The organism is Ruegeria sp. CDSC051, from assembly GCF_059610665.1.
The window spans coordinates 267044-286433 of sequence record NZ_JBXWOC010000003.1; the positions used below are offsets into that span (position 1 = coordinate 267044).

The 19390-nt window shown below is 56.2% G+C and carries 19 protein-coding genes; 15 read left to right on the forward strand and 4 right to left on the reverse strand.

Annotated features, from left to right (window positions below; all coding sequences use genetic code 11):
* Positions 1 to 43 precede the first annotated feature (43 nt).
* Complete coding sequence (locus AC2FH0_RS09510; protein ID WP_271949993.1) at positions 44 to 1015, forward strand: LysR family transcriptional regulator; 972 nt, start codon at positions 44 to 46, stop codon at positions 1013 to 1015.
* A gap of 2 nt (positions 1016 to 1017) precedes the next feature.
* Here AC2FH0_RS09510 and AC2FH0_RS09515 read toward each other — a convergent pair whose 3' ends face one another.
* Complete coding sequence (locus AC2FH0_RS09515) at positions 1018 to 2037, reverse strand: LacI family DNA-binding transcriptional regulator (protein ID WP_281973175.1); 1020 nt, start codon at positions 2035 to 2037, stop codon at positions 1018 to 1020.
* Positions 2038 to 2300: 263 nt separating this feature from the next.
* Between AC2FH0_RS09515 and AC2FH0_RS09520 the strand changes: the two genes are divergently transcribed.
* From AC2FH0_RS09520 to AC2FH0_RS09585, 14 genes are all read left to right on the forward strand, one after another.
* Entirely contained in the window at positions 2301 to 4595 is a 2295-nt protein-coding gene (locus tag AC2FH0_RS09520) for a bifunctional salicylyl-CoA 5-hydroxylase/oxidoreductase (RefSeq protein ID WP_496702303.1), read from the forward strand.
* A complete protein-coding gene (locus AC2FH0_RS09525; protein ID WP_496789191.1) occupies positions 4592 to 5323 on the forward strand; it encodes an SDR family NAD(P)-dependent oxidoreductase in 732 nt (243 codons plus the stop codon). Before AC2FH0_RS09520 ends, AC2FH0_RS09525 begins: the two co-directional genes overlap by 4 nt.
* Positions 5320 to 5787, forward strand: coding sequence for a MarR family winged helix-turn-helix transcriptional regulator (locus tag AC2FH0_RS09530; protein ID WP_142637787.1), 468 nt, complete (start codon positions 5320 to 5322; stop codon positions 5785 to 5787). The genes AC2FH0_RS09525 and AC2FH0_RS09530 overlap by 4 nt, the downstream gene beginning before the upstream one ends.
* On the forward strand, positions 5777 to 6577 hold the full coding sequence (locus tag AC2FH0_RS09535) for an enoyl-CoA hydratase family protein (protein ID WP_271949998.1): 801 nt from the start codon (positions 5777 to 5779) through the stop codon (positions 6575 to 6577). The genes AC2FH0_RS09530 and AC2FH0_RS09535 overlap by 11 nt, the downstream gene beginning before the upstream one ends.
* Complete coding sequence (locus AC2FH0_RS09540; protein ID WP_496789192.1) at positions 6577 to 7728, forward strand: acyl-CoA dehydrogenase family protein; 1152 nt, start codon at positions 6577 to 6579, stop codon at positions 7726 to 7728. Before AC2FH0_RS09535 ends, AC2FH0_RS09540 begins: the two co-directional genes overlap by 1 nt.
* Positions 7728 to 9338: an AMP-binding protein gene (locus tag AC2FH0_RS09545; protein ID WP_496708886.1), complete on the forward strand. Its 1611-nt coding sequence runs from the start codon at positions 7728 to 7730 to the stop codon at positions 9336 to 9338. The genes AC2FH0_RS09540 and AC2FH0_RS09545 overlap by 1 nt, the downstream gene beginning before the upstream one ends.
* Positions 9339 to 9464: 126 nt before the next feature.
* A complete protein-coding gene (locus tag AC2FH0_RS09550; protein WP_271950002.1) occupies positions 9465 to 10595 on the forward strand; it encodes an ABC transporter substrate-binding protein in 1131 nt (376 codons plus the stop codon).
* Between the two features lie 51 nt (positions 10596 to 10646).
* A complete protein-coding gene (locus tag AC2FH0_RS09555; protein ID WP_496789193.1) occupies positions 10647 to 11567 on the forward strand; it encodes a branched-chain amino acid ABC transporter permease in 921 nt (306 codons plus the stop codon).
* A 2-nt stretch (positions 11568 to 11569) separates the two neighbouring features.
* Positions 11570 to 12550, forward strand: coding sequence for a branched-chain amino acid ABC transporter permease (locus AC2FH0_RS09560; RefSeq protein ID WP_496789287.1), 981 nt, complete (start codon positions 11570 to 11572; stop codon positions 12548 to 12550).
* Entirely contained in the window at positions 12543 to 13292 is a 750-nt protein-coding gene (locus AC2FH0_RS09565) for an ABC transporter ATP-binding protein (RefSeq protein WP_282027717.1), read from the forward strand. The genes AC2FH0_RS09560 and AC2FH0_RS09565 overlap by 8 nt, the downstream gene beginning before the upstream one ends.
* Complete coding sequence (locus AC2FH0_RS09570) at positions 13289 to 13975, forward strand: ABC transporter ATP-binding protein (protein ID WP_496702295.1); 687 nt, start codon at positions 13289 to 13291, stop codon at positions 13973 to 13975. The genes AC2FH0_RS09565 and AC2FH0_RS09570 overlap by 4 nt, the downstream gene beginning before the upstream one ends.
* Positions 13975 to 14382, forward strand: a complete 408-nt coding sequence (locus tag AC2FH0_RS09575; protein WP_142637803.1) for an acyl-CoA thioesterase — start codon at positions 13975 to 13977, stop codon at positions 14380 to 14382. The genes AC2FH0_RS09570 and AC2FH0_RS09575 overlap by 1 nt, the downstream gene beginning before the upstream one ends.
* Complete coding sequence (locus AC2FH0_RS09580) at positions 14379 to 14774, forward strand: RidA family protein (protein ID WP_142637805.1); 396 nt, start codon at positions 14379 to 14381, stop codon at positions 14772 to 14774. Before AC2FH0_RS09575 ends, AC2FH0_RS09580 begins: the two co-directional genes overlap by 4 nt.
* A 459-nt stretch (positions 14775 to 15233) precedes the next feature.
* A complete protein-coding gene (locus AC2FH0_RS09585; protein WP_496789195.1) occupies positions 15234 to 15596 on the forward strand; it encodes a hypothetical protein in 363 nt (120 codons plus the stop codon).
* Between the two features lie 15 nt (positions 15597 to 15611).
* Here the strand turns inward: AC2FH0_RS09585 and AC2FH0_RS09590 are convergent, their stop codons facing one another.
* The 3 genes from AC2FH0_RS09590 to AC2FH0_RS09600 are packed head-to-tail and all read right to left on the reverse strand — an operon-like array spanning position 15612 to position 19388.
* On the reverse strand, positions 15612 to 17411 hold the full coding sequence (locus AC2FH0_RS09590) for an aminopeptidase P family protein (protein WP_496789197.1): 1800 nt from the start codon (positions 17409 to 17411) through the stop codon (positions 15612 to 15614).
* Positions 17404 to 18399, reverse strand: a complete 996-nt coding sequence (locus tag AC2FH0_RS09595; protein WP_496692993.1) for an ABC transporter ATP-binding protein — start codon at positions 18397 to 18399, stop codon at positions 17404 to 17406. Before AC2FH0_RS09595 ends, AC2FH0_RS09590 begins: the two co-directional genes overlap by 8 nt.
* Positions 18396 to 19388, reverse strand: a complete 993-nt coding sequence (locus tag AC2FH0_RS09600) for an ABC transporter ATP-binding protein (protein ID WP_496694011.1) — start codon at positions 19386 to 19388, stop codon at positions 18396 to 18398. Before AC2FH0_RS09600 ends, AC2FH0_RS09595 begins: the two co-directional genes overlap by 4 nt.
* Positions 19389 to 19390 lie beyond the last annotated feature (2 nt).

Below are 19390 nucleotides of genomic sequence, written 5' to 3' on the forward strand. Positions count from 1 at the left end.
TGTTTCGCTAGTTTTGATGTAATCGAAACAACGGACTGTAAATGTGCCAAAGTCGCTAAGCCTCCGCTGGCTGGAAGTTTTTCAGTTGGTCGCAAAGTCAGGATCGATCCAACAGGTCGCATCGGAAACCGGTTTGTCTATCAGCACGGTTTCCAATCACCTACGAAGCCTTGAGACCGCGTTGGGCATTGATTTGGTGGATCACGGGCGTCGTCCAATGGGTCTGACACCTGCCGGTGAAGTCTATGCGCGCCATGTCCGCGATGGGCTGATTGTTTTGAAAAAGGCCGAGGCGGAGATCCGGTCGGGTAACTGGCGCCATGCGACGGATTTGAGGCTGGCACTGATTGATGATTTCGACAATCAAATCTCGCCAGACCTGTTTCGGTTTCTTGCGCATGCTTTGCCGCGCTGCAGTTTTCGGCATTTCACACGCCCCAGCCATGAGATCATTGCCAAGTTGCAGGAACATAAGCTGGATGCAGGGGTGGCGACCCGACCGTTCGAACGGACCGAGGGCCTGATCGAATACCCGTTGATGCGCGACCCTTTTATCGTTGTTTTGCCCGGAGCGTTCAGTGGCATGCCCGAGGAGATGTTTTCATCAAACGCAGAATTGCCGTTGCTGCGCTATTCGCGTGATTACGTGATCGGCAAGCAAATTGAGATACAGCTCAGGCGAGGTAAATTTGATCTGCCCAACAGGTTCGAACTGGAATGCAATCAGTCGATCATAGGATTGGTCGCTGAAGGCACCGGTTGGACCATCACCACGGCCGCAAGTTTTCATAGGGCCCACAGATTTCACGACCAAGTTCGGGTGGTGCCATTTCCCGGCCGAAACTTTGTAAGAACAGTGTCTTTATTCACGACCGACGTATACCCCGAGACCACTTCGAAGCTAATCCAGAGAGCGATGGGAAAGCTTATTCGTCAACATTTTACCGACCCGATGTGCGCAAGTCACGCCTGGTTGAAAGGTGAGTTTCGCACCATGGAGAATGAGGCCGCCTGAAGTCAGCCGGGGCGCCCCAGCGATTGGCGTTCGACCAAATTGGTTCGCAACTGTACATTGCAACTTTCGGTGGGCTTTTCGATCAATCCAACCAGTTCCAGCGCAGCCCGTCGACCCATTTCCCGATGTGGGACATGCACGGTCGTCAAGCCTGGATCGGTGATCTGCGCCAGTTCGATATCGTCGAACCCTGTGACGGAGACGTCCTGAGGAACTCTAAGCCCCATCTCCTTGGCCCGGCGCGACGCACCGATAGCCAGAACATCGTTCCCGCACAGCACCGCTGTTGGTCGATCTTGCCGAGACATCAGACGGGAAAACGCCTCTGCCCCGTTTTCGATTTCATATGGCGTTTCTACGATCGTCAGCCGGTCATTTGGGATGTTGTTGCGGCGCATTGCTTCTTGCACCCCTTCGATCCTCAGTCGGGCACGGTCGTTTCCGGTGCTGACACCAGAAATCATACCCAGGGTTCGGTGACCCAGCTTGATCACTTGATTTGCCAGTTCGGCCATGGCCGCACGGTTGTCAAATCCGACCGAAGGGACTGGTGCGTCTGCCTGAAACGACCAGGCTATCAGAACTGGAATCCTGCGCTTTGCGAGATAGTCATAGATCCGCGAGTCTCGATCATGCCCGATCAGCAGCAACCCATCCGCCCCCCGTGCGACCAGGTTGCGTATCTGCTCTTCTTCGATCTCAGGCTGATAGGCCGAACTAGAGACAAGCAGGGTATAGCCATGCTGGCGCAGCTCTTCCTGAAAGGCCTGAAGTCCACGCGCAAAGATCGCGTTTTCCATGGTGGGAATGATGGCGCCGATGGTGTGCGACCGTCTGGCAGCCATAACACGTGCGGCAAAATTCGGCGTGTATCCCAAAGCGTCAACGGCAGACTGAACCCGATCACGCGTAGCCTGCACCACCAGGTTCGGAGAATTGAGGCAACGTGAAACCGTGGCGGTCGATACGCCCGCGAGTTTCGCAACATCCTCCAGGGTCGGTGCAGTTTTTGCCTTTGGCATTGTCAAACCTGAAATTTGATTTTGCAAATATGTGTAAGCTCTGCGCCGTCTAGGCGAAAGCGAAATGTAACCGCTTACAGAAATTGATTGCTTTGTCGCAGGCAAACCGGTGCGGGCTAGGCTCAGGAAAATACCAACCCGTCGCGATTTTGTGGTTGGATATTCAGAATGTAGAAACTTCAAGTATAAAATATTTTTACTTGAAGGGATGCGCCACCTGGTCTAGCGTTTCAGGTAAAGCTGCGAATGGGGGGAAGGTAACGATGCGTGTTGCATGTCTCGGCGGCGGGCCGGCTGGCCTCTATTTCGGGATTTCAATGAAGCTCCGCGATCCGGATGCCGAAGTGGTTGTTATCGAGCGAAACCGCCCGGATGACACCTTTGGCTGGGGCGTCGTGTTGTCAGATGAGACGCTGGATAATCTTGCAGCCAATGACGCAGCCAGCGCGGCGGTGATACGTAAACACTTTGCCTATTGGGATGACGTAGCACTTGTGCATAAAGGTCAGCGCACCGTGTCCAGCGGCCACGGATTTTGCGGGATCGGACGCAAGCAACTGCTGCTCATTTTGCAAGACCGAGCGCGCGAGCTTGGTGTCGAGATGCGCTTTGAGACCGAGGCGGCATCAGCCTCGGACTATATGATGAACTTCGACGTCGTTGTGGCTTCGGACGGGCTGAACTCCAAATCACGGGCCGAGTTCGCAGATGTTTTTCGACCCGATATAGACCAACGACGGTGTCAGTTCGTCTGGCTGGGTACGCATCAGAAGTTTGACGACGCCTTCACCTTTATTTTTGAGGAAACGCCAAAGGGCTGGGTCTGGGCACATGCCTATCAGTTCGACCGGGATACGGCGACTTTCATCGTGGAATGCTCGCAACAGACCTTCGATGCTTTTGGGTTTGGTGAGATGACCAAGCAAGAGTCCATCGCTTTGTGCGAAGACATTTTCAAAGATCATTTGGGCGGCCATCCCTTGATGAGCAATGCCAGTCATATCCGCGGCTCGGCCTGGCTGCGGTTTCCTAGGGTCTTGTGCGAAAAATGGAGTTACAAAAACCTGGTATTGCTGGGAGATGCCGCAGCGACTGCACATTTTTCCATTGGCTCGGGAACAAAGCTGGCACTGGAAAGCGCTATAGCGCTGGCTGACTTCCTCCATAAAGAAGATACGCTTGAAGCGGCTTTCGCGCGGTATGAGGACGAGCGTCGTCTTGAAGTGTTGCGCCTGCAATCGGCAGCGCGGAACTCGGTCGAATGGTTCGAGAATGTCGAACGTTACCTCGATCAGGATTCGGTTCAGTTGAATTACGCGATGCTGACACGGTCTCAGCGGATCAGCCACGAGAACCTGCGCCAACGCGATGCCAACTGGCTGGGGCATGCCGAGGCATGGTTCATGCAACAGTCTGGGGGCGCGGTTGATGGTCCGGCCCGGCCCCCGATGTTTGCGCCATTTCGCCTGCGGGGGATGCAGTTGAAGAACCGGATCGTGGTGTCACCCATGGCACAGTACAAGGCGGTTGATGGGTGCCCGGTTGACTGGCACCTGATCCATTACGGTGAAAGGGCCAAAGGTGGCGCCGGGCTGGTATACACCGAAATGACCTGTGTCAGCGCCGAAGGCCGGATCACTCCAGGATGCCCGGGGCTTTATGAGCCCGAACACGAGGCCGCATGGGCTCGACTCACCGAATTTGTCCATGCGGAAACCGACGCCAAAATATGCTGTCAAATCGGCCATTCGGGCCGCAAAGGTTCAACCTGCATCGGGTGGGAAGGAATGGACCAGCCGCTGAAGGAAGGAAACTGGCCTTTGATATCAGCTTCGGCGATCCCTTGGTCCGACGGTAACGCTGTGCCCAGCGCGATGGATCGTGCAGATATGGATAGGGTCACGTCCCAATTTGTGACCGCAACCCGGATGGCAGATCGTGCTGGGTTTGACATGATCGAACTGCATGCGGCGCATGGCTACCTCATCTCGTCCTTTATCTCTCCTTTGTCGAACACGCGCGACGACATGTATGGGGGTAGTCTTGAAAACCGTATGCGTTATCCGCTTGAAGTTTTTTCAGCTATGCGGTCGATCTGGCCCAAAGATAAGCCGATGGCGGTGCGCATTTCTGCCAATGACTGGGTCGGACCTACTGGTGTGACGCCGCAACAAGCTGTGGATATAGCGGCGATGTTCGATGCGGCGGGTGCAGATATAGTCGATGTTTCCGCCGGGCAGACTTCGACCGATGCCAACCCGGTTTACGGCCGTATGTTCCAGACCCCTTTCGCGGACCGCATTAGAAACGAATGCGGCATCAGTACTATGGCGGTGGGGAACATCTATGAAGCCGATCACGTAAATTCGATTCTCATGGCCGGTCGTGCGGATCTGGTGTGCCTTGCCCGGCCTCATCTGGACGATCCGTACTGGACCTTGCACGCGGCTACGGCGTTGGGGGACCGGCAGGAAACTTGGCCCCGCCCCTATGAAGCCGGGCGGGATCAGGCTTGGCGCCTGGCAGATCGCATGGCGGAAACGGCGGGTGAAGTATGAAACATGTCGTCATAACCGGCGGCGGCACCGGCGTTGGTGCGGCTATAGCCCAAGATTTCGCGAATGGCGGAGCAGTCGTTACCATTTTGGGCCGTACAGAGGCCAAGCTGCAGCAGCAAGCTTTGCCGTATGTCCTTTGTGATGTGACCGATGACAAGCAGGTCCTAGCTGCTATTGAAACAGCACGGGCAGAACGCGGCCCAATTTCAATAGCGATTGCGAATGCCGGCGCGGCCCATTCGCTTCCGTTTCATCGGATGACAGCCGATGATCTGCGGACCCTGACGGATGTGAATCTGGTGGGTGTTTTCAATCTATGGCAGGCGGTTTTGCCTGACATGCAAGCCGCTGGAACGGGCCGTCTGATTGCCATCGCGTCCACCGCCGGATTGAAGGGCTATCCTTATGTTTCCGGCTATTGTGCGACAAAACATGCGGTGGTTGGGCTGACGCGGTCTCTGGCGGTCGAACTTGCGGCGACGGGCATCACTGTCAATGCGGTTTGCCCGGGGTTTGTGGAAACGCCGATGTTGGATCGCTCGATTGCGAACATCGTCGAGAAGACAGGAATGAGCTCAGAAAATGCGGTGAAAAGCCTGAAAAAGATAAACCCACAGGGTCGTTTCATCCAGGTCGAAGACGTAGCAGGTGCCGTGCGGTGGTTGTGCTCGGATGCGGCAAATTCAGTCAATGGCCACGCGCTTAGCCTGTCCGGAGGCGAGATATGAACCCAAACCCGCTTCAAGCACCATTGGAAGATCCATCCAAAGAGAGGTTGCGGTTATGGCTGCGGCTGCTCAAGACCACGCGTGGCATCGAGGCGGCGCTAAGAGAGAACCTCAGGGTAGAGTTCGACACGACACTGCCACGTTTCGACGTGATGGCAGCCCTGTCGCGGTTCGAAGATGGGCTGAAGATGAGCGAAATCTCGGGCGCGCTGCGCGTTTCGAACGGGAATGTGACCGGAATCGTGGATCGGCTGGCTGATGACGGCCTGCTAGTGCGCGTACCTGTGCCTGGGGATCGTCGTGCCCATCGCGTACGCATGACACAAAAAGGATGCGAGGAATTCGCACGTCAGGCCGCGGCGCATGAGGCGTGGATATCCGATATGCTTGGCCAGTTTTCCGCCGAGGACGCCCGCACTCTGACAACCGAACTCACTATTTCGGAGGAAATCGATGGCCAGTGACGTCAAACATTTTCGCTGCGAAATCCGGAACCGGGTTGCAACGATTGCACTGAACCGACCAGAGCGTAAGAACCCTTTGACCTTCGACAGCTATGCCGAACTGCGCGATTGGTTCAGGGATCTGGTCTATTCAGAAGAGGTAGATGCAGTGGTGTTCGCCTCAAATGGTGGCAATTTCAGCTCGGGCGGCGATGTGCACGATATCATCGGTCCGCTAACGCGCATGAAGATGAAAGACCTGTTGCTCTTCACGCGAATGACCGGAGATCTCGTCAAGGCGATTGTGAATTGTGGCAAGCCGGTGATTGCTGCGGTGGACGGTATTTGCGTGGGGGCCGGGGCCATCATCGCTATGGCTGCGGATTTGCGTATCGCCACCCCGCAGGCCAAATGTGCATTCCTGTTCACGCGGGTGGGGCTGGCAGGGTGCGATATGGGGGCCTGCGCCATCCTGCCCCGTATCATCGGGCAGGGGCGTACGGCCGAACTGCTCTATACCGGACGCAGCATGACCGCTGATGAGGGGCTTTCCTGGGGGTTCTACAATGCGGTGGTTGATCCATCCGAGCTTGACGCTACCGCGCAGTCTCTGGCTGACCGTATCGTGGCAGGCCCCAATTTTGCGCATATGATGACCAAGACCATGCTGGCGCAGGAGTGGTCTATGTCGATCGAACAGGCAATCGAAGCAGAGGCGCAGGCCCAGGCGATCTGTATGCAAACCGGAGATTTTGAACGCGCCTACAAGGCCTTTGTTGCAAAAGACAAACCAGTATTCGAGGGCGATTGATGGCAGATCAGAGCTTTCTTTCGTGGCCATTCTTTGACCCTCATCACCGGGGCTGGGCGGATCGGGTGCAAGACGTCGCTCGGGGACTGACTATTGACCATGGCGACCCGGACCAGGCTTGTCGCGATCTGGTCCGCCAGCTGGGCGACGCCGGGCTGCTGCAGCCTACTTCGGACGAAAGCGGCCATTTGGATGTCAGGACGCTGTGCCTCAGCCGTGAAACACTTGCCCGCCATGATGGGTTGGCCGATTTCGCCTTTGCAATGCAGGGGCTTGGAACCGGTGCGATCTCGTTGTTCGGCTCAAAAGGCCAAAAGGCGCATTGGCTGCCGCAAACGCGCTCTGGTCAGGCTATCGCGGCCTTTGCATTGACTGAACCTCAATCGGGGTCGGATGTGGCAAATTCGACAATGACGGCTATCCGTGATGGCAACGACTTTGTCCTGAACGGTGAAAAGACATGGATATCGAACGGGGGTATCGCAGATGTCTACACCCTGTTCGCCCGTACTGGCGAGGCACCCGGGGCCAAAGGGTTGTCAGGTTTTATCATCACTCCTGATCTGAAGGGTTTCGAAGTTGTCGGGCGCCTGGACACAATCGCGCCACACCCATTGGCGACATTGCGTTTCAATGATGTGCGTGTGCCGGCTAGCGCGATGATCGGTCAAGCTGGCGCAGGATTTCGTATTGCAATGTCTGTGCTGGACCTGTTCCGCCCGACGGTGGCCGCCGCTGCGCTGGGATTTGCACGACGCGCGCTGGATGAGGCGCTGACACGGGTATCGGAACGGCAGGTGCAAGGCGCCCCGTTGTTTGAATTGCAGATGGTGCAGGGGCACATCGCCGAGATGGCATTAGATGTCGATGCTTCGGCGCTTTTGATCTATCGGGCAGCGTGGGCCAAGGACAGCGGAGCGGCGCGCATTACACGTGAGGCGGCGATGGCCAAGCTGTTTGCTACCGATCAGGCGCAGTTGATTATCGACAAGGCGGTTCAGTTGTTTGGTGGCGACGGGGTGCGTTCTGGGATGGCGGTAGAATCTCTGTACCGAGAAATCCGTGCCTTGCGCATCTACGAGGGCGCCTCGGACGTTCAAAAAGTAATTATTGCACGTCAGACGATGGCCGCGCACATGGAGGGAAGGTGATGCTTGGACCGTCTGCACATACCGACACGTTCAGCCGCGATAACCTGCCCCCCCAGGATCAGTGGCCCGACTTCCTGTTGGCGGGTTTTGCATATTCCGATCATGTGAATGCAGCATATGAGCTGACCGATGCCATGGTTGCCAAGGGCTTTGGTGATCATACCGCTTTGATCGGCAATGGTCGGCAACGAACATATAAAGAGCTCAGCGACTGGACCAACAGGCTGGCACATGTATTGGTCGATGACTTGGGGGTCGAGCCGGGAAACCGGGTGCTGATCCGATCGGCTAACAATCCGGCAATGGTTGCGTGCTGGCTTGCCGCAACCAAGGTGGGAGCGGTTGTCGTCAATACTATGCCGATGTTGCGCGCTGCAGAACTGATGAAAACTGTCGATAAGGCGGAAATCCAGTTTGCATTATGTGATACCCGGCTGATCGACGAAATGCAGTCCTGCGCCAGTGATAGCCGGTTCCTGCAGCGGGTTGTCGGGTTCGACGGAACTTCAAACCACGATGCCGAGCTTGATCGTCTAGCACTTGAAAAACCGGTACAGTTCGATTGCGTTAAAACCGGGCGCGACGACGTGGCCTTGTTGGGTTTCACCTCCGGCTCGACAGGTGAGCCCAAGGCCACCATGCATTTTCACAGAGATATTCTGATCATTGCCGACAGCTATGCGCGTGAGGTGTTGCAGGTCGTTCCGGAGGACGTTTTTGTTGGTTCTCCACCTTTGGCCTTCACATTCGGGTTGGGTGGTCTGGCGGTGTTTCCGTTGCGGTTCGGCGCGACTGCAACCCTGTTAGAACAAGCCTCGCCTGCGGGCATGATCGAGATAATCGAAAAATACAAAGCGACTGTCTGTTTCACTGCGCCAACCGCCTATCGGGTCATGCTGCAGGCGATGGATGACGGTGTAGATCTGTCTAGTCTGCGTGCGGCTGTGTCGGCGGGCGAGACCTTACCGCAGCCAATCTATGACGAGTGGATTTCCAAGACAGGCAAACCAATGCTCGACGGGATCGGCGCGACCGAGATGTTGCACATCTTTATTTCAAACCGGTTTGACGATCACCGCCCAGCCAGTACCGGCAGGCCGGTTACCGGATATGAGGCCAAAGTACTAAACCCAGACGGAACTGAAGCTGCAGTTGGGGATATCGGACGCCTGGCTGTTCGTGGTCCGACAGGGTGCCGGTATCTGAATGATAAGCGGCAGGCGGGTTATGTGACAGATGGGTGGAATATCACTGGTGACAGCTTTTATCGGGACGCAGAGGGGTATTTTCATTTTTCTGCGCGCAATGACGACATGATTATCTCGGCCGGATACAACATAGCCGGACCCGAAGTCGAAGCCGCACTTCTGGCGCATGAAGCCGTTGCGGAATGCGCGGTGATCGGCGTCCCAGATGCTGAGAGGGGTCATATTGTCCAAGCACATGTTGTTCTGGCTTCAGGTACGGCTGATGACGCTATGCGCGAAGCCCTTCAGGCTCATGTGAAATCTATGATTGCCCCGTATAAATACCCGCGCTCGATCCGGTTCTGCGATGGTTTGCCCAAAACCGCGACCGGAAAAATCCAGCGTTTCCGCCTGAAATCATGATCAATGTATGTAGAATATAGCGGGCAGAAAGAATGTAAGAAAAAGACCGAATTGCCAAAGGCATAGACCGAACGTTGAGAATAATGACATAAATCGCGTTCATAGGGCCAACGAAGGGAGAAGACGATGAAGAGACTATTGGCGGCTGCAGCGATCACCGCGCTGTGCGCGACGGGTGTTACAGCGGAAGTTAAGGTGGGGATGATCACAACGCTTTCAGGCGGCGGGGCCGGTTTGGGCATCGACGTACGGGATGGGTTCATGCTTGCGATTGCTCAATCGGGGCGGGATGATATCGAGGTGGTGATCGAAGACGACCAGCGCAAACCGGATATCGCGGTACAGCTGTCAGACAAGATGATCCAATCCGAACGTGTAGATGTGATGACCGGTATCATCTGGTCAAACCTGGCGATGGCGGTTGTGCCAGCCGCCGTGAACCAGGACGTTTTCTATCTGTCACCCAATGCGGGCCCGTCACCTCTAGCGGGGAAGGGCTGTCACCAGAACTATTTCAACGTTGCCTGGCAGAACGACAACCTGCACGAGGCCGCGGGCGCATACGCCAATGGTGCGGGTTACAAGAGCAGCTTCATACTTGCTCCGAATTACCCGGCGGGTGTCGACGCGCTGACAGGCTATAAACGCTTTTTCGAAGGTGATCTGGCCGGTGAGATCTATACCGAGCTTGGCCAGACTGATTATGCAGCTGAAATCGCGCAAATCCGCGCAAGCGATGCGGATAGCGTCTTTTTCTTCCTGCCCGGCGGGATGGGGATTTCGTTTCTGAAGCAATATGCCGACAGCGGGATCGATCTTCCAGTTGTTGGCCCAGCCTTCAGCTTTGATCAGGGCATTCTGCAGGCGGTAGGCGATGCGGCGCTGGGCGTGGTGAACACTTCGCAGTGGAATAAGGATATCGACAACCCGACCAACGCTGCCTTTGTTGAAAGCTTTCAGGCAGAATACGGACGTCTGCCCTCGCTTTACGCCAGTCAGGGATTCGATACCGCTAACCTGTTGCTTGCCGCGCTTGACAAGGCTGACCCGTCAGATGCGGATGCCTTCCGCGAAGCGCTGAGGGCGGCGGATTTCAACAGCACACGAGGGGATTTCAGCTTTGGCCCGAACCATCATCCGGTTCAGACCATCTATGCGCGCGAAGTGATCAAAGAAGGTGATGTATTTACCAATAAGATCCTTGGCGTAGCTCTTGAAAACCACTCTGATGCCTACGCGGCCGAGTGCAAAATGTAACTGAATTTCTGCCTGCCCCTAAAAGTGGGCGGGCAGATCACCGGAGTTTCCATGTCCTCGATCCTGATTATCGAGCAGATCCTGAACGGGCTGCAGTTCGGCGTCATGTTGTTTTTGATGGCTGCTGGCCTGACGCTGATCTTCGGGGTGATGGGCCTGATCAACCTGGCCCATGGCTCTTTGTACATGGTGGGTGCATTTGCCGCTGCAGCAGTTGCAGGGGCGACCGGGTCATTTCTGCTTGCTCTGATTGCTGCTCTGGCTGCGGCCGCACTGGCAGGGGTGATCGTAGAAATGCTCGTTATCCGGCGGCTTTATCAGGCACCACATTTGGATCAGGTTCTGGCCACCTTTGCACTGATCCTGATCTTTTCCGAAGGGACAAGGTGGGTCTTTGGGTCTTTCCCATTGTTCCTGGATATTCCAGCGGCACTTTCGGGTCCGATCACGCTGCTGGGCGGGATCGAATATCCCCTCTATCGCCTAACCCTGATCGGGATTGGTCTTGCTGTTGCAGTAGGTTTGTGGGCCCTGATCGAACGCACGCGTTTGGGTGTGCAGATACGGGCCGGTAAGAACGACCGGGAAATGATTGCCGCACTGGGCGTCGACATCTCGAAACTTTATACGTTGGTATTTGCACTAGGGGCGGGGCTGGCGGGGCTTGCCGGTGCTTTGGTTGGGGCAATTCAGTCGGTACAGGTGGGCATGGGTGAACCTGTTCTGATCCTGGCCTTCGTGGTTATCGTAATCGGTGGCATAGGCTCGGTTCGAGGGGCGTTCATCGGGGCGCTGTTGGTTGGGCTAACCGACACGCTGGGCGGGGTTTTCCTGCCCGAGCTGTTCAAACTGTTCATGGAGCCGGGAGCCGCTCAGAAAAGCGGCTCGGCTCTGGCATCAATGGGAATCTATGTCCTGATGGGATTGGTCCTGATCTGGCGCCCAACAGGTCTGTTCGGAGCCCGCGCATGAGAATGAATGAAAGATACATCAATGGCCTGATGATCGCCGGCCTGCTGGCGCTGCCCCTTTGGGCGCTGGCCGCGGACCAGCCCTTCACAATCACGCTTGTGACGCGGGCGGTGATCTTGGCGCTTGCAGCGGTTGGTCTGAATGTCATCCTGGGAATTGGGGGGTTGGTCAGCTTTGGCCATGCTGTTTTCTTCGGGATCGGCGGCTATGCGATGGGCATTCTGACCTATCACGCGCAGACCTACACGGCACTGGATCTGGGCTTGATTTCTATCGAAGGCAGTAAATCCATGCCCGTGATCTGGATAGTTGCGATGCTTACTTCGGGCATTGCTGCCTTTTTCGTCGGTCTTCTGTCCCTAAGAACGTCAGGCGTTTATTTCATCATGATTACGCTGGCCTTCGGACAGATGTTTTACTACTTCGCGATTTCTTGGGCGCAATACGGGGGCGAAGACGGATTATCCATCTATGTTCGCAACGGTTTTCCCGGCCTCAACACATTGGATCCGATCCAGTTTTACGGCATCTGTTTCGCGCTGCTATGTCTCGTCCTGTTCCTGTTTGCGCGGATGCAAGCCGCGCCATTCGGGCTGGCTCTTAATGCGACGCGGCAATCTACGGCGCGGGTCGAGACCGTGGGATTGAACCCCATGCGGCTGAAACTTCTGGCCTTTGTTCTGTCCGGCGCTGTCACTGGTCTGGCCGGGGCGCTGTTTGCCGATCTCAACCGGTTCGTTTCGCCGTCTATGTTCAGTTGGCAGCTTTCGGGCGAATTGATTGTGCTGATAATCATCGGAGGTGTCGGACGCCTGATGGGTCCGGTAATTGGGGCTTGCGTGTTTGTCGCGCTCGAGCATTTTCTGGGCGAACTAACCGATTTCTGGCATGTATATTTGGGTGTTGTTCTGCTGTGCATCGTTCTGTTTGGTCGCGGTGGCCTGATTGGGCTGCTAACCGGGAAAGAGGGGGCACATGTCTGATCCGGTCCTTGCCACCGAGAGTCTGAACAAAAGCTTTGGCGCGTTAAAGGCTACGGATAACGTCTCGATTGATCTCAGGCCAGGAGAGATCCACGCCATCATTGGTCCGAATGGAGCGGGAAAATCCACGTTGATCCAGCAGATCTGCGGAGGTTTGCAACCGGATTCGGGGCGTGTTTTGCTGTGCGGACAGGATGTGTCGGACCTTGGCACGCAAAAGCGGGCAAGGGCAGGGATGGGGCGGACGTTCCAGATATCGGAACTGTGCATGGAAGATACGGTTCTGGAAAACGTCGTGTTGAGCGCCATGGGTGCGGAAAACCTCGTATGGCGGTTCTGGAAACCTGCCTTGAAACGGCCAGAGCTGCTCGAAAGGGCCGAGGCTGCGCTGGAAAGGGTGGGCCTGGGCGATGAACGCGAAACGCGTTGCGCAAATCTCAGCCATGGTCAACGCCGCCAGCTTGAAGTCGCCGTGGCTTTGACTTTGTCACCTAGGGTCTTTGTCATGGATGAACCGATGGCCGGGCTTGGCGCTGGAGGGTCCAAACGGTTGACCGGGTTTCTTGACGGTCTGCGGGAAGAGGCGCCCATACTGCTTGTCGAACATGATATGGACGCCGTTTTTGCGCTGGCTGACCGGATCAGCGTATTGGTCTATGGCAAGGTGATCGCAACCGGGACGGCAGATGAAATCCGCGCAAGCCGTGAGGTGCGCGATGCCTATCTGGGGGATGAGGCATGACTTTGTTGCGGGTAGAAAACCTGACCGCGACATACGGTGTCAGTCAGGCGTTATTTGGGGTCGATCTTTCTCTGGCGCAGGGCGAGGTTACAGCCCTTATGGGGCGCAATGGGATGGGCAAGACCACGACTGTCAAAGCCATTTGCCGGATGATCCGGTCCGAGGGCACTCTGTCGCTGAACAATCAGAATCTGCACGCTTTGCCCAGCTATAAGGTCGCGCGTCTTGGTGTCGGGCTGGTACCCGAGGGGCGCCGGTGCTTTGCCGACCTGACGGTGCGCGAGAATCTGATCGCCGCTGCCAGACCCGGTGACTGGACATTGCAGAAGGTGGCTGAACTGTTCCCACGGTTAGAGGAACGTCAGGGCCAAGGGGCTGCCTCACTATCCGGCGGAGAACAACAGATGCTGGCTATCGGGCGCGCCCTGATGACAAATCCCCAGCTCTTGATCCTCGATGAAGCAACCGAAGGGCTGGCTCCGATCGTGCGGCAGGAAATCTGGTCGGTCTTGCATCGCCTGAAACAGGAAACCAATGTTTCGATCCTGTTGATCGACAAGTCTCTGAAAGAGTTGGCGCTGGTGTCTGACCGCGCGGTCATTCTTGAGCGCGGTAAAACAGTCTGGTCTGGCGCGATGGTGGATCTCGGTCATGACATCACAGAAAAATATGTGGGGGTCTGATGACTTTTGAATTCCACCAAAAGGTTCTGTTCAAACATTGCGACCCGGCGGGGATTGTCTTTTTCCCGCGCTATTTCGAGATGATCAATGATTGCGTTGAGACCTATTTCGATCAGGTGCTATGCAAACCGTTTGAAGAGATTCATCCTGTTGGCGCAGTGCCTACCGCACAGATACAAACCCGATTTTCAGCGCCCAGCCGTCACGGTGACCATTTGATATTCCGGATGAAGATCACAAAGATCGGACGCAGTTCAGCCGAATACTCGGTCGTGGCCAGTTGTGCGCAAGAGGAGCGACTGACAAGCGTAGCAACGCTTGTTCATGTAGATTCAAAGGGCGGTCCAACGGCCTGGCCCGCAGACATCCGTAAAAAACTCGAGGCATTCAGGGACGACGCGCTATGAGCCACAAGACAATTCACCCCGATGGCTGGTTGCCTGCCAAAGGATATGCCAATGGCGTTTTGACCAAAGATGGAACGTTACATATCGGCGGGCAAATAGGATGGGACGCGAACAAGAAATTTGTCAGCGGCGGGTTCATCGGACAGATGAAACAGGCGCTGCAGAATATCGTTGATATTGTCGAGGCCGCTGGTGGCTCGGCCCGCGATGTGACCCGCCTGACCTGGTTCGTAACTGACAAACGCGAATATCTGTCTCTGCAAGCCGAAGTTGGGGCCGCCTATCGTGAGGTTTTCGGCAGGCATTTTCCTGCGATGTCAATGATCATCGTGGCGGGTTTGGTCGAAGACGAGGCCTTGTTGGAAATTGAAGCGACAGCACATTTATCCTGAAGGCAAGCGACATTGAAACCGGCCCAGCGGAATGAATATGAGCGATTTTCACCATAGGAGGTGAGAATTCTGCCAAACCTCTTTTCTGAAATCACAGGGCCGCCGAAGCGGGTTGCAGCGGCCTGAACCGCGCTGGGTTTTTTACTCGTACCAGAGTTAAAAGGCCAACGTGCAGGGCGTAACCAAGTCATTTGGGCGACCGATTGAATGGTGAAGGGAGACAAAGACAAACTTCCGCCGCTATTTCGTCAGATCAATCACAAATTCATATTTCAAACAGATCCTCAACAAAACATGAGGGTCGACGCAGTGAATAGAGTCACAAGGCATCTAAGTCTCGAAAGACGGCGGTTGTCGCTGATTGCGGCTCTGGCTTTTGCCTCAGGTTTCACTCTTTACTCACATATAGAGGCAACGCGTTTCGGATTGCCCGTCCCGGTTGTTATCGGCCTGATCTATATGGCTGTCATTGTATGCGCGACGGCTCTATCCACCTATTTCCTGCCTGGCTTGCGCCGCGTCACGGATACGGTGGCGATGACGCGTCTGGCATTTGCTCTTTGGGTGGCCGGAACCCAAAGCCATGAGATCGCAGCCTCGCCCACAATCAGCGCCGCCGTTGTGGTAGGGGGCGCGATCTTCGTGTTGCAAACGGGTTCATTGGTTCAAAAGCTGGCCGGTAATCGACCGGATTTCGGCTTTGTCCCTTACATCGTTGGAAACACGCGCCTGTTTCTGGACTGGTTGGATAACGCAGGCGAATATCAGGGTGCCCGGGTCCAGCCTGTATTTGCCGGAAAGACGCCTCGAACGGTGGTCTGATGGCAAAACTCAGGTTTATTTGGTCAGCGTTGCACAGGCCGTCTGGGCCCATCTAAGGGCCAGAGGCGAAAGATGCGGCCCGACCTGTCTGAGAACCTTGGCATGATAGTCATTGATCCAGTCAATTTCTGACTGGTTCAGCATATCTGGCATCAACATATCCGTCTGGATCGGGATCCAGGTCATGTTCGAGAACTCCAGAAATCCGTCATCTGCCTCGACAATTTCGAACAGGTTTTCGATGCGAATGCCGAACTTGCCGGCCTCGTAATATCCCGGCTCGATCGACATAACCATGCCAGGCATCAGGTCGACCGGGTTATAAGGTTTGCCAATGCGCTGCGGATGTTCATGGACGGACAACCGGTGGCCAATTCCATGACCCGTGCCGTGGTCATAATCCAATCCCAGATCCCACAGCGGGCGGCGACAGATTGCATCAATGTGATGGCCCTGTGTGCCTGCAGGAAAGCGCAGCGTGGCCAGAGCGTGAAAGGCCTTGAACACTGCGGTATAGGCCCGGTCATATCCATCAGGCCGCTGGGGCCCGAACGAAAAGCTGCGCGTGGCATCCGTTGTGCCGGTGTCGTACTGCCCCCCGGAATCCAGCAGGTATGTGCCCCGCGGTTGGATCGGAACGGTATTGTCGGCCTCGGTCGCGTAATGGCACATCGCGGCATTGCCATCGGCGGCCGAGATTGTGTTGAAGCTTTCGTGGATGAACCCATTCTGAGCGCGGCGGAAGGCCAATACCCGCTGTTCTGCTTCACGCTCGGTCACCGGATCAGCCTGTTTCTGTACCTGAGCCGCTAGCCAGGCGCAGAATTCGGTCCAGGCGATCCCGTCCCGGATATGGCAAGCGCGCAACCCTTCCAGTTCCGTTGTATTCTTGCGGGCTTTGGTTTTGCTTAACAATCCGTTGACCGGCACGCCCTTCGCTCCGATACGCTCCAGCACTTGTTTGACCGCCGTCGGCGAAAAATCGGGGTCGAAAATCACAGCCTGGCCGGGCGCTGTGAGATCACTGAGTGTAGACAGAAAACCATCCGGCGCCTGAACCGAAACATTTTCCGGCATGTGGTCAGTGACATCGGCATCCAGTTTTTGATCAGACACGAACCAGTGCACTTGGCCCGAGCTTTGCAACAGAAGGAAAGAGTTGGGAACAGGGTTGAAAGCCACGTCTGAGCCACGCACATTAAGCAGCCAGGCGATGTTGTCGGGCTGAGTTTCCACCAGCAAGCCGGCCTCTCGGCGTGTTAGCTCAGTGGCCAGATCCGAGATCTTTTCACCCGCCGCCCGGCCCGAAAACTGAAGTGGAAATGGCTCGATCTGTCCTTGGGGGGCAGCGGGTTGGTCGGTCCAGATTGCATCGACCGGATTTGAAGCTGTCGCTACCATCGCGGCACCGCTGCCTTCCAGCCCGCGCTCAAATCGGTCAAACCAGACCGGCGGTAGGTGCATAGAGTCAAAGCCGATTTTCCATCCTTTCTGTGCAACGGCGGCCAGCCAGTATTCGGGCGGCTCGTTAAACAGATGATGGTGCGAGAAAACAGCCTCGGCACACTGGTTTGCAGCCTGCACCACATAGCGGCCATCGACAAATAAAGCGACAGTTTCGGGTGTGACGATGGCCATGCCTGCCGAGCCGCTGAAGCCAGTTACAAAGGCGAGGCGTTCATCATGAGGGGCAACATATTCGCCCTGATGTGCGTCGTAGCGGGGCACGATAAAGGCATCCAGACCTTGTGCTTTAAGCTCTGCGCGCAAGGCCGAAACAATCGCGGATCGGTCGGTTCCGGGGGCATCAAGCATCGGCATTTATCTCTTCAACATGGTGACAGGCGACCTCGCCACGATTTTCAAAAGGCAGCAGGGCAGGCACTTTGGCTTTGCATATGTTGCTGGCGTGAGGGCACCGGACATGGAATGGGCACCCTGAGGGCATGTTCAGCGGTGAAGGCAGCTCTCCCTCAAGCCGCTTGACGGTGCCCCGGTTGTCGGGGTTCAGCGAAGGCGCGGCTGAAAGCAGAGCTTGGCTGTAAGGGTGGGAGGGGGCGGAAAACAAGGTTTCGCTGTCGCCGATTTCAACGATCCGCCCAAGGTAGATTACCGCGACCCGGTTTGAAACATGACGGACAAGCCGCAGGTCATGGGCCACAAACAGGATTGTCAGATCAAGTTCCCGCTGCAGGTCCAGCAACAGGTTTACCACCTGCGCCTGAACCGAAACATCTAGTGCCGAGACCAGTTCGTCCGCAATCAGAACTTCGGGTTCGACCGCCAATGCGCGCGCAATGGCGATCCGCTGACGCTGACCTCCGGAGAATTCGTGCGGCAGCTTGTCTTGCGCGTCCTTCGGAAGGCGGACCAGATCAAGCAACTCGGCCACACGGTCGGGAATTTCTGCTTCTGGGCGCATGTTGTGAACGCTCAGGGCTTCGGCCAGAATTTGCCCTGTCGTCATCCGGGGATTGAGCGATGAATAGGGGTCCTGGAACATCATCTGAACCCGGCGGTTATAGGTGCGGTCAGCTTTGATTTCGCCGTCGAATATGTCCTGACCTTCAAAGTGGATTGAACCGTCGCTGGGCTTATGAAGGCGCACGATACACCGGGCTAGTGTGGACTTTCCACACCCGGACTCTCCGACGACGCCCAAAGTTTCGCCGCGGGTCAAATCTAGGCTGACACCATTCAGCGCCCGTACTTCGCGACCAGGACGCCGCGAAATGACATCGCCGATGCTACGGCCCATTGGGAACCGCAGATGCAGGTCACGGATTTGCATCAGGGCGGTCATGCGGCGTTCCCTTGGGTTTTGGTTATCGGGTTGAAACAGGCGACCTGTCTATGATCGGTGATCAGGGTCATCGCTGGGCGCTCTTGCGTGCAGGCGTCTATGCAGGCGGCACAGCGCAGTGCAAACGCGCATCCAGCAGGCAGGGCATCCAGTGCTGGCGGCACTCCGGGAATAGAATATAGCGGCGTGCGAGGAGCGATGTTTTCGGGCACAGACCGCATCAGACCCACAGTGTAGGGGTGATGCGGTGCCCGCAGCACATCGCGGACCGGCCCTTGTTCGACGATCCGCCCCGCATACATAACGGCCACGTTGTCGCAAGTCTGGGCAACCACGCCAAGATCATGGGTGACCAGCACAACCCCCATATCCATATCCTGCGCCAGTCGCAGGATCAGATCGAGGATCTGCGCCTGTATGGTCACGTCCAGTGCTGTGGTGGGTTCATCCGCCAGCAACAGTTTGGGTTCTGCGGCAAGCGCTATTGCGATCATGACCCGCTGGCGCATTCCGCCGGAAAATTGGTGAGGATAATCCTTCAAGCGTTGCGCTGCCGAGGGGATGCCGACAAGGTCCAGCATTTCGATTGCCCGATCCAAGCGCGCGGCGCGGGGCAGGTCGGTATGGGCGCGCAGGGTCTCTTCCAGTTGCAGTCCGACTGTCAGCAGTGGATTCAGCGAGGTCATCGGTTCCTGAAAAATCATCGCGATTTCGCGACCCTGAAACCGACGAAGAGCCCTGTCTGACATGGATATCAGATCACTTCCATTCCAGCGCACCTGGCCGGTCACGTCGCCATAGCGGCGCGCCAGCCCCATGATCGAGCGCAACGTGACGCTCTTGCCCGACCCGCTTTCGCCGACCAGCCCCAAAACTTCACCCCGGTTCACGCCGAAACTGACATCGCGCAGCGCAGGCAGCGCGCGACCGTTCTTGTGAAAGGTTGTGCTTAGCCCGGTAACTTCTAGAAGTTTCGTTTGATCCTGCATCG

Coding starts and splice junctions, on each gene's coding strand:
- AC2FH0_RS09535 (WP_271949998.1), top strand. CDS start 5,777: ATGGCCAGTGACGTCAAACATTTTCGCTGCGAAATCCGGAACCGGGTT.
- AC2FH0_RS09550 (WP_271950002.1), top strand. CDS start 9,465: ATGAAGAGACTATTGGCGGCTGCAGCGATCACCGCGCTGTGCGCGACG.
- AC2FH0_RS09530 (WP_142637787.1), top strand. CDS start 5,320: ATGAACCCAAACCCGCTTCAAGCACCATTGGAAGATCCATCCAAAGAG.
- AC2FH0_RS09575 (WP_142637803.1), top strand. CDS start 13,975: ATGACTTTTGAATTCCACCAAAAGGTTCTGTTCAAACATTGCGACCCG.
- AC2FH0_RS09600 (WP_496694011.1), bottom strand. CDS start 19,388: ATGCAGGATCAAACGAAACTTCTAGAAGTTACCGGGCTAAGCACAACC.
- AC2FH0_RS09540 (WP_496789192.1), top strand. CDS start 6,577: ATGGCAGATCAGAGCTTTCTTTCGTGGCCATTCTTTGACCCTCATCAC.
- AC2FH0_RS09590 (WP_496789197.1), bottom strand. CDS start 17,411: ATGCTTGATGCCCCCGGAACCGACCGATCCGCGATTGTTTCGGCCTTG.
- AC2FH0_RS09585 (WP_496789195.1), top strand. CDS start 15,234: ATGGCTGTCATTGTATGCGCGACGGCTCTATCCACCTATTTCCTGCCT.
- AC2FH0_RS09545 (WP_496708886.1), top strand. CDS start 7,728: ATGCTTGGACCGTCTGCACATACCGACACGTTCAGCCGCGATAACCTG.
- AC2FH0_RS09580 (WP_142637805.1), top strand. CDS start 14,379: ATGAGCCACAAGACAATTCACCCCGATGGCTGGTTGCCTGCCAAAGGA.
- AC2FH0_RS09555 (WP_496789193.1), top strand. CDS start 10,647: ATGTCCTCGATCCTGATTATCGAGCAGATCCTGAACGGGCTGCAGTTC.
- AC2FH0_RS09520 (WP_496702303.1), top strand. CDS start 2,301: ATGCGTGTTGCATGTCTCGGCGGCGGGCCGGCTGGCCTCTATTTCGGG.
- AC2FH0_RS09525 (WP_496789191.1), top strand. CDS start 4,592: ATGAAACATGTCGTCATAACCGGCGGCGGCACCGGCGTTGGTGCGGCT.
- AC2FH0_RS09570 (WP_496702295.1), top strand. CDS start 13,289: ATGACTTTGTTGCGGGTAGAAAACCTGACCGCGACATACGGTGTCAGT.
- AC2FH0_RS09595 (WP_496692993.1), bottom strand. CDS start 18,399: ATGACCGCCCTGATGCAAATCCGTGACCTGCATCTGCGGTTCCCAATG.
- AC2FH0_RS09565 (WP_282027717.1), top strand. CDS start 12,543: ATGTCTGATCCGGTCCTTGCCACCGAGAGTCTGAACAAAAGCTTTGGC.
- AC2FH0_RS09515 (WP_281973175.1), bottom strand. CDS start 2,037: ATGCCAAAGGCAAAAACTGCACCGACCCTGGAGGATGTTGCGAAACTC.
- AC2FH0_RS09560 (WP_496789287.1), top strand. CDS start 11,570: ATGAATGAAAGATACATCAATGGCCTGATGATCGCCGGCCTGCTGGCG.